6 protein-coding genes are annotated in these 9077 nt (G+C 66.0%); 1 reads left to right on the forward strand and 5 read right to left on the reverse strand.

All coding sequences use genetic code 11. The annotated features are described in order from the left end of the window. From QAT43_RS12390 to QAT43_RS12410, 5 genes are all read right to left on the reverse strand, one after another. Positions 1–2219: PhnD/SsuA/transferrin family substrate-binding protein (locus QAT43_RS12390; RefSeq protein ID WP_305043394.1), on the reverse strand; the 2219-nt coding region annotated here is incomplete at its 3' end. Positions 2220–2283: 64 nt separating this feature from the next. Further along, positions 2284–3438 (reverse strand): HD-GYP domain-containing protein, encoded by a 1155-nt coding sequence (locus tag QAT43_RS12395; RefSeq protein ID WP_305043395.1) that lies wholly within the window; start codon positions 3436–3438, stop codon positions 2284–2286. Beyond that, positions 3428–5719, reverse strand: a complete 2292-nt coding sequence (locus tag QAT43_RS12400) for a HEAT repeat domain-containing protein (RefSeq protein ID WP_305043396.1) — start codon at positions 5717–5719, stop codon at positions 3428–3430. Before QAT43_RS12400 ends, QAT43_RS12395 begins: the two co-directional genes overlap by 11 nt. Next, positions 5673–6419, reverse strand: a complete 747-nt coding sequence (locus tag QAT43_RS12405; RefSeq protein ID WP_305043397.1) for a hypothetical protein — start codon at positions 6417–6419, stop codon at positions 5673–5675. Before QAT43_RS12405 ends, QAT43_RS12400 begins: the two co-directional genes overlap by 47 nt. A gap of 103 nt (positions 6420–6522) precedes the next feature. Beyond that, complete coding sequence (locus QAT43_RS12410; protein WP_305043398.1) at positions 6523–7038, reverse strand: L,D-transpeptidase family protein; 516 nt, start codon at positions 7036–7038, stop codon at positions 6523–6525. 259 nt (positions 7039–7297) lie between these two features. On the opposite strand from QAT43_RS12410, the gene QAT43_RS12415 reads away from it, so the two are divergent. Continuing rightward, positions 7298–9077, forward strand: a 1780-nt coding sequence (locus tag QAT43_RS12415) for a UbiD family decarboxylase (protein WP_305043399.1), incomplete at its 3' end; no start/stop codon positions are given.

The raw sequence follows: 9077 nt of genomic DNA on the forward strand, positions 1-9077 counted from the left end.
AGGCGCGCGGCCGTGGCCGGGGGCTGTCGCGCATCGACGCCGGGGGTGGTCGCGGCGTGGAGCCGGACGCTTGGCGCCGTGGGCGCGCGGACACTGAACCAGAAGGTGGCGCCCTGCCCGGGACGACTCTCGACGCCGGTTTCGCCGCCCATGAGCTGGGCGAGGGTGCGCACGATGGACAGGCCCAGACCCGTGCCGCCGAATTTGCGCGTGTCCGAGCTGTCCGCCTGGGAGAACGGCTTGAACAGCAAGCCTTGCTGCTCCGTGGGGACGCCCATGCCCGTGTCGGTCACGGAGAACAGCAGTCGTGTTTGGCCGTCCTCCTCCGCCAGGGGGCGGGCCTGCACGCGGATGCCGCCCTGCTCGGTGAATTTGAGGGCGTTGCTGATCAGGTTGGAAAGCATCTGGCGCAGGCGCAGGGGATCGCCGAGGAAGCGCTCCTGGTCGCCGCCCAGCCATTGGGCTTCGAGTGCCAGGCCCTGTTCCTGGGCGGCGGCGGCGAACAGCGAGAGGCTCTCGTCGAGCAGTGCCTGGGGGCTGAAGATTTCCTCGACGAGTTCGAGTTTGCCGGCTTCGATCTTGGAGAGATCCAGCACGTCGTTGAGCAGGGCGAGCAGAATCTTGCCCGAGTCGAGAATGGTGCATGCCGCTTCTTGGCGTTCTTTTGCTGAAAGCTCAGACATTTCAAGCAGCTGCGCCATGCCGAGGATGCCGTTGAGAGGCGTGCGGATCTCGTGGGACATGGTCGCCAGAAAGCGGCTTTTGGCGAGGCTGGCGGCTTCGGCTGCGGCCTTGGCCTGAAGCAGCTCGGCTTCCTGGCGCTTGCGTTCGCTGATGTCGAGAAAAATGGTGGCGAAGCGCCCGGGTTGCGGCGCGTAGACGCTCACCTCGAAATGCTTGCCCAGGGCGCCGCTGAAATTCTCAAAGCGCAGGGGCTCCCCGCCGAGGGCCACCCGGCCGTAGGTTTGGATCCAGAAGGGTTCGGTGTCGGGCAGTACCTCAAGGACGCGGCGGCCGAGAATCGCCTCGGCCTTGAGACCGGTGAGGGATTCAAAGGCGGGGTTGACCTGGAGAAAGCGGTAGTCGCGGGGTTGCCCGGTCTCATCGAGGAGGATTTCGTGCTCGGCGAAGCCGACGATCATGTTGCGGAACAGGTCGCGGTAGTTTTCCTCGCTGGCGCGCAGGGCGGCTTGCGCAGCCTTTATGTGGCGACGATTGATGATCAGCGCAACCAGCAGCAGGCAGCCGGAGGCGCTGACTAGACCCAAAAGGATGAGCAGGGTTCCATGCTTGGCGCGGATGTCGCTCCAGGTAAACTTGGGCGGCGCGTCAAAGGGCGGCAGGCGCAAGGTTTCGAGCAGATCGCGCACCGGCTCGTAATTGTAGGGCACGGTAAAGCCGTGGATGCCCAGGGACGCGGCGATCTCGCCGCCGTGGGGCAGGGCGAGGAGCGCCGAGGCGACGCGCGCGGCCAGGGCGTCGTCCACCTGGGGCAGGGCCGCCATGGGCCATTCGGGATAGAGAGGGGTGGACAGGCCATGGGGAAAGCCGGGCAGGCTCTGCACGTTGAGGATGCGCACCTTGCCGGGCGGCAAGCGGCCTTCCTTGAGCATGTCCTCGTAAAGGCCGCTGCGCACCAGGGCGGCGTCGGCGCGCCCGTCCAGCAGGGCTTCGACGGCGCGGTCGTGGGGCATGCCCGTTTCCAGGATTTGAATGTCTTGGGGGATGCGCAGCCCGGCGCGCGCCAGTTCGCGGGCCTGCATCTGGTAGCCGCCCAGGGAGCCCAGGGCCGGCGAGGCGAGGCGCTTGCCCTTAAGGTCGGCGAGTCCGCGCAGGCGGTGGTCGTCGGCGCGCACCAGGATGACGCCGCCGAAACCCTTGACCGGGACGCCCTCGACCAGATTGATCTGGCTGGCCAGGGGCGAGGACAGGCCTTCGCGGTTGGCGATGAGCACATAGTGGGCGGGGTTGGTCAGCACCAGATCGACCTGGCCGCGCTGCACGGCCTCTTCAAGACCTTCGTAGCCGAAGACCTGAAGTCGTACCTCGACCTCGGGCAACTGCCCTTGCAGGTAGTCCAGAAGCGGTTGCCAGCGTTCCTCAACCTGGGCCGCCGGGCGAAAGGCCAGCACCCCGAGGGTCAGGCTTTGCCCGGCCTGCGCCGTCCATGCCGGCAAGAGCCAGAAGGCCAGGAAGATAGGAAGAAAGGCTGGTTTCATGGGCGACCTGGGTTGGATTGTTAAACTATAACAATCTAAGAAAATTCAGCATACCGAAAATTCCTCACGCGGAGCGAGTGTTTTCCGCGTCGCGTTTCTTGGCCTGGACGAGGATGCGCAGGAAATTGTTCACCAGCTGAGGATGCAGGCTGCCGCCGACATTGGCTTTGAGAGCCTTGACCACTTCGCGGACGGATTGGGCGGAGCGGTAGGGGCGCGGCGTGAGCATCGAGTCGACGAGATCCGAAATCGCGGTCAGCTGGCTGCACAGGTTTTGCGCCCACTGGTTGCGGACCGCCGGATAGCCCTGCCGGTCGTAGCGCAAATGGTGCTCGAAGGCGCTGACCACGGCGGCGCGCGGCACGCCGGGGCTGTTGAGCAGATAGCGGGCGCCTTGCAGGGGGTGCTGGCGAATGATGCCCCATTCGAGCTCGTCGAGGGGTTCTTTTTTGTTGAGGATGGAGTCGGGAATGAACAGTTTGCCCACGTCGTGCAGCAGTCCGGCGATGCCGATGTCGTGCAGCGCCTGCCCCTCGATGCCCAGGGCCACGGCCTGGGCCAGATTGAGCAGGGCGACGTTGGTGGCGTGGGTGAAGGTGTACTCGTCCAGGGCCCGCAGGGGCGCCAGGGCGAGAAAGGGGTCGGCCTCCTGGCTGAAGGCTGCGATGAAATGGGACACCATCTCGTTGAGGCCCACCACATTCATTTTCTGCCGGCGCTTGACGGCGCTGTAGATCTCCATGAGGCGGGAGATTTCCCCGCGGGAGAGTTCGGCCAGGGGAGAATCGGGCGGCAGGTCGAGGAAGGCGTCGGAGCGCCGACGCACCTCGACGCGGCCGAAGCGCAGATGGGTCGAGGAGCGCACCGGCGGCGGGTTGAGACCGCGCCCGGCCAAGGCTTCGATCAGGCCGTGGATTTCCTCGGGCGTGATGCTGGGGGCGATGCGGATGCGGCCGATGCCGCGGCGACTCATGAGGGCGGCCAGGCGCTCGGTCTGCAGGCTGCGTTTCCAGGGCAGGCCGTCGATGACCAACTCGTTGTCGAGTCGCAGCAGCAGGAATTCCTCGGTGCCTTCCAGCAATTGCGCGAGGGCGTCGGCGACGGCGCCGACCAAGCGGCGCATCTGGACGTGCTCGCGGCTGTAGAGACCGGCGTTGGCCACGGCCGCGGTGAGATGGTGCAAAAAAGCGGCAATGAGAGGTTGACGCTCAGGAGCCATCGCTTTGTTCCAGAAGTTCGACGAGGAGCCGGCCGGCCTGCCGGTGCACGCCGCCGGTACCCGAGGCGGCCAGGTCGCGCAGAAGGTCCGGAAGCCAGGGCGGACGCTGGCGGCGCAGGGCTTCGAAGACGGTGTGCCGCAACTGCCGGTAGAGCAGGGGGTGGCGCAGACTTCTATGAAGCAAGAGCTGCGCCAAACTTTGCCCGGCCGCTCTGTCGGAAGATTGGCACAGGGTCTCGATGACCTGCTCGCGCAGCTCCACCTCGGCCTCGCCGGTGCCCTCGTGGAGCATGGCGGCCAGGCGCGTCAGCACCTCGGGCCCCGCGCCGTTGCGGGCGAGCAGCACCGCCTGACGGCGCCGCTCCAGATCCGGCGCGCCGAGTTCGCGCAGCAGGTAGCGTTGAGCGCGGGAATCGTCGAAATGCAGCAGGGTTTTCATGACCTCGTACTGCACCTTGGGGTGGGGATGACCGATCAGGGCGCCGAGGTGCTTGAGGACTGTGGGATCGTTGCCGCGCCGCAACAGAATCACTAGGTTGCGCACCAGAAACCAACGCGGGTCGCGCAGGCGGGCGACGATGGCGCGGCGCGCCTGGGGACCGAGATCCTCAAGGCAGGCCAGATAGAGACGGCGCAGGGACAGATCGGACTCCTCGGCCAGGCGGTCGAGGAGCGGATCGGCGAAGGGCGCGCCCACCAGGCGGATCAGTTCGCGGATGCCGGCGTGGCGCTCGGCCTCCCAGAGACGAAAGCCATCCAGGGCGGTGTCGAGAAAATCCTTGCCGGACAGATGCTCCAGGGCCTGCTTGGCCAGGGGGAAGGCGAAGGGCTCGGCGTTTTCCCCGTGGCGGCGCAGGCGCCTGAGGGTGGCGTTGAGGGTCTGAAAATCACCGGTTTGCAGGAAGTAATCGAGTAGGTCGCGAAGGTTGGTCTCCAGCGCGGCGGTGTCCTCGCCGTGCGGGTCGACATCGACCATCTCCAGGATGACCGAACACAGGCGGGCCTCAAGCTGGTGGCTCTCCAGGGATGCATAGAGATCCTGCAGTTCGGCGGGCGGTTTGGCATGCAGGGGGCGGGTCGCCAGCAGGCCGCGCAACAGCCGTTCATAGGGCGCGGAGACGAAGCCGCGCGTCTCGGGGCGCTGAAACAGCCGGCGGACGCCCGCGCCGAGCTGCGTCGTGTCGCGTTCCAGGGGCGCCGCCACCCGGCGGCGGTCGCCGAGGGGCGCGGCGCACTCGCCGAGCTTGCCGAGCAGGTCGAGCACCAGGGGCGGAACTTCGAGTTCCTGGTGCTCACAGCTGTCGAGGATGTCGAGAACGGTCTCCTGGGAGAGGCGGTGGAGAACCTCGGTGGTCATATCGCGGCGCTGGCCGAGATAGCGAAAGGCGCTGCCCAGGAACTGGCGGCGCGTACCCGGAGCGAGCTTGTCGATGAAGGCGCCGAGCTTGTCGAGAAATTCCCGGCGCGCCTGGTTGTTGATCTCCTCCTGATCGGCGCGCCGTAAAAAGGCGATGATGGTGTTTTCGTAGCCGGCCCGCGCCTGGTCGCGATCCTTGGCGAAGCGGCCGAGCAGGTCGGCGAGTTGGGCCGGGTCGACGTCCTTATCGACGAGCAGGTCGCTGCCTTCGGCATCCAGGGTCTGGTTGAGCAGCGCGACGCTGAAGGATTCCCAGGTCAGGCCGGCGGTATCGGGCAGGCCCGTCGGCGGTGCGTCGATGGTCTCCAGGTCGGTGGCGTGCAGCGCGCCGAAATCGAAGGGTCGCGCCTCCAGACCTTGGATGCCGGCGGCCGCAAGGCGGGCGAAAAGATCGAGGTCGGCGGCCTGCAGGGGCCTCAGGGCGTTGAGGAAGGCGGCCAACTCCTCGCGTGTCAGGGTGCGCCTCAGGGTCAGGGAAGCGATCCCGGCGTCGAAGAAACAGCCCGAGAGGTTGCGGTACACGGCGTTTTTCTCGTCGAGCACCGCGCCGTCGAGCAGCAGGCGGTCGCGGGTTATGCCGAGGGTGATGGCTTCGCGAAATTCCAGCAGTTCCTCGAGGCGCGCGAGAAACCGCTCCACGGACTGCTGCAGGGCGGGGTGCTCGGGGGGGTAGGCGATGGCGTTGTGCCGCGCGATGTTGAGGGCAAAGAGGGAGCGCTCGAGAATCTTTCCGTCGAAGGCGGGATGCGCGCCGTTCGGGCTCTGGAAGAGGGTCATCAGGGCGTCGGCCTCGCCCTTGCCGGAAGCCTCCGGCGCATCAGCCGTCTCGGCCGATGCGCGGCAGCAGGCGCATGTCCTCGGCATCGCCTTTGTCCAGGCGCTGGGGATCCGGGGTATGCACGGGACGGCCCTCGCGGTCGAGTACCGTGTTGTCGTCGAGGATCACCAGGCCGAGGCGTTCCATGACGTCCTGACGATATTTCTGCTGCTGGCTGAGTTTTTTCTGGCGCAGGACAAAGCTCAGCACCAGCCAGAGAATGGTGCACAGGGCGGCCACCCCGAGCACCGTGGCGAAGGTCAGCAGGAAATAGCGCGCCGTGCTCTCCCCGGCGCGGGCCAGGTAGAGCAGGATGTGATCCATGTTGTAGCCGATCCAGCAAGCGATGAGCAGCAGCAACAGGCTCAGCAGGAAGGGCACCTGCTGGATGAAGGAAAGAATCTGCCCCGCCTTGCTCTCGGCCTCGGGGGCTTTTTCCGGAAGCGGCTCGGGGTCGCGCGGCGCGGTGTGGAGCAGATAGCGGTTGAAGGTCAGCACGATCACGGCGAAAACGAAGGTCAGGGCCAGGGGTGCGGCGAAGGAAGCGAAAATGTAGGCTTTCCAGGGAAAGATCCGGTCTTCGGAAGCCAGGCCCGTGACGAAGCAGACGAAAAAAATCAGCCCTTCGATCACGGCGACGGTAATCAGGTAGTTGCCGAAGAAGGACTTGAGTTCCTTGCCCTCAAAGAGACCGCCCAGGCCTGTTTTGGCGGCAGGCTTGGGGCATTCCGGCGGGACTTGCTCCATGGCGTGGGTGCTCCGCGAAAAAAGAAACGGCATCCGCTCCGGCCAAAAGGCACGGAGCGGAAAATTTGACGAATGCCCATTATAGCCGGAAAGGCGGGATTTTTTAAGGGTAAATTTCGATGGGGGTGTTGTCGGCGACCAACTGCCAGATTTCTTCCATGTCCTCGTTGCTCACGGCGATGCAGCCCTCGGTCCAGTCCATGCCCTCGAAGAGTTCCGGGGCGCGGCGATATTTGTTGGGAATGCCGTGAATCATGATGTAGCCGCCGGGCGCGCGGCCCAGGCGCTCGGCGCGGACGCGGTCTTGCTCGTTGGGGTAGGAGATGTGGATGGATTTGTGAAAGCGGCTCTGGGGATTGCGCCAGTCGAGGTAGTAGCGCCCCTCGGGCGTGCGGCCGTCGCCTTTGTAAATCTTGTGGCCCACCGGGTTCTTGCCCAGGGAGATGTCGTAGCTGCGAAAGACCGCGCCGTTGCTGACCAGGTGCAGCTTGCGCTCGGATTTTTCGACGATCACCAGGTCGGCGGTGGACAGCAGGCGCGCCGAGGCCGCCTGCGGCAGGGCGAGCAAGGGAGCCAGGGCGACAGCGAAAAACAACCGGCAGATCATGGTCAGCTTCATGGGGTCCACCTCGTTGGAAACGATTCATGATATGTTGAGCAAAAGTCGTTCCAACTGCAAGAACGATTTGTCGGGGCGCGGCGACAGGGCGTCCAAGATCCGCACCCGCGCGGGTTTTAGGTGAAATGGCGAAAGACCTGGGCAAAAAGCGAACGTTTTTTTGGCGCACACTGTGTCGGAATTGCGACCACAGGACGTTGCGCCCGGTCAAATTTCTGGAGTATAAGGGTGGCATTTCGCGCGCAAGGGAGGAACAATCATGGGTTATCGCAACCTGGGACAATGCGTTGAGGATCTGGAGCGCAGCGGACGCTTGCGCCGCATCGGCGCCGAGCTCGATGCGAATCAGGACATCGGCCTGGTGCAACGCCGCGTCTATGCCGCCGGCGGCCCGGCGCTGCTGTTCACCAACGTGCGCGGCTGCCGTTTTCCCATGCTCGGCAACCTCTTCGGCACCCTGGAGCGCACGCGCTTCATCTTTCGCGATACCCTGGAGCAGGTGCGACTGCTGGTGGACATCAAACGCGATCCGCGCGCGCTGCTGAGCCGACCCGGCAACCTGCTGCGCGCCCCCTTGGCCGCGGCCTGCCTGCTGCCGCGTTTCCGGGCGCGCGGGCCGATTCTCGGGCAGCGCACCAGCCTCGCCAAGCTGCCGCAGCTCAAGTCCTGGCCCCTGGACGGCGGCGCTTTCGTCACCCTGCCCCTGGTTTACTCCGAGAGTCCGGCGCAACCCGGCTGGCGGCGCGGCAATCTCGGCATGTACCGCGTGCAGATTTCCGGCGGCCGCTATGCCCCGGATCGCGAGGCCGGGCTGCACTACCAGATTCATCGCGGGATCGGCGCGCACCATGCCGAGGCCCTGGCACGGGGCGAGGCTCTGCGCGTCAACGTGTTCGTCGGCGGGCCGCCGAGCCTGACCGTCGCGGCGGTCATGCCCCTGCCCGAGGGCATGCCCGAGTTGGCCTTCGCCGGACTGCTCGGCGGCCACCGCCTGCCCCTGGTGCGTTCCGAGCAGGGTCTGCCCATGCCGGCGGAAGCCGATTTCGTCATCTCCGGCACCATCGATCCCCACCGCACCCTGCCCGAGGGGCCTTTCGGCGATCACCTCGGCTATTACAGCCTAGAGCACGAGTTTCCGGTGTTGCGCGTCGACCGGGTCTATCATCGCGCCGACGCCATCTGGCCCTTTACCACCGTCGGTCGTCCGCCCCAGGAGGACACCAGCTTCGGCGCGTTTATCCACGAACTGAGCGGACCCCTGATTCCCGAGGTGCTGCCCGGCGTGCATGCCGTGCATGCCGTTGATGCCGCCGGCGTGCATCCCTTGCTGCTGGCCATCGGCAGCGAGCGCTACCTGCCCTACGCCGAGGTGCGCCGGCCCATGGAACTGCTCACCCTGGCCAACGCGATTCTCGGCCAGGGCCAGCTCTCCCTGGCCAAATATCTGTTCATCATCGCCCGGGAAGACGCCCCGGCCCTCGACATCCACGACATCCCTGCTTTTTTCCGGCATGTGCTGGAGCGGGTCGACTGGCGCGGCGACCTGCATTTCCACACCCGCACCACCATCGACACCCTGGATTACAGCGGTCACGGCCTCAATGCCGGCTCCAAGCTGGTGGTGGCGGTGGCCGGTCCCCTGCAACGGCAGCTGCCCGAGGAACTCCCCGGCGAGCTGCGCCTGCCGCCCGGCTTTGGCGCGCCGCGTCTGGTGCTGCCGGGCGTGCTGGCCGTCGCGGGGCCGCCCCACCGGGGCGAGCGGGGCCGGGAGGCCGCGGACCTGGCCGATTTCTGCGCCTTTTTTAACGACCAGGCGCCGATCAACCGCTTTCCCCTGGTGGTGGTGGTCGATGACAGCGAATTTGTCGCGCGCACCCTCGACAACTTCCTGTGGACGGTCTTCACCCGCTCCAACCCCGCCACCGATGTCCACGGCATCGGCGCCTTCACCGAGGCCAAGCACTGGGGCTGCACCGGCAGCCTGGTGATCGACGCGCGGCGCAAGGATCATCATCCGCCCGCGCTGGAGGAAGACCCCG

The sequence above is a fragment of the Geoalkalibacter sp. genome (assembly GCF_030604225.1).
Taxonomy (GTDB): Bacteria; Desulfobacterota; Desulfuromonadia; order Desulfuromonadales; family Geoalkalibacteraceae; genus Geoalkalibacter.

Excerpts from the sequence above, each read along its gene's own strand:
- QAT43_RS12395 (WP_305043395.1), bottom strand. The coding sequence starts at position 3,438 with ATGGCTCCTGAGCGTCAACCTCTCATTGCCGCTTTTTTGCACCATCTC.
- QAT43_RS12400 (WP_305043396.1), bottom strand. The coding sequence starts at position 5,719 with ATGCCGAGGACATGCGCCTGCTGCCGCGCATCGGCCGAGACGGCTGAT.
- QAT43_RS12405 (WP_305043397.1), bottom strand. The coding sequence starts at position 6,419 with ATGGAGCAAGTCCCGCCGGAATGCCCCAAGCCTGCCGCCAAAACAGGC.
- QAT43_RS12410 (WP_305043398.1), bottom strand. The coding sequence starts at position 7,038 with ATGAAGCTGACCATGATCTGCCGGTTGTTTTTCGCTGTCGCCCTGGCT.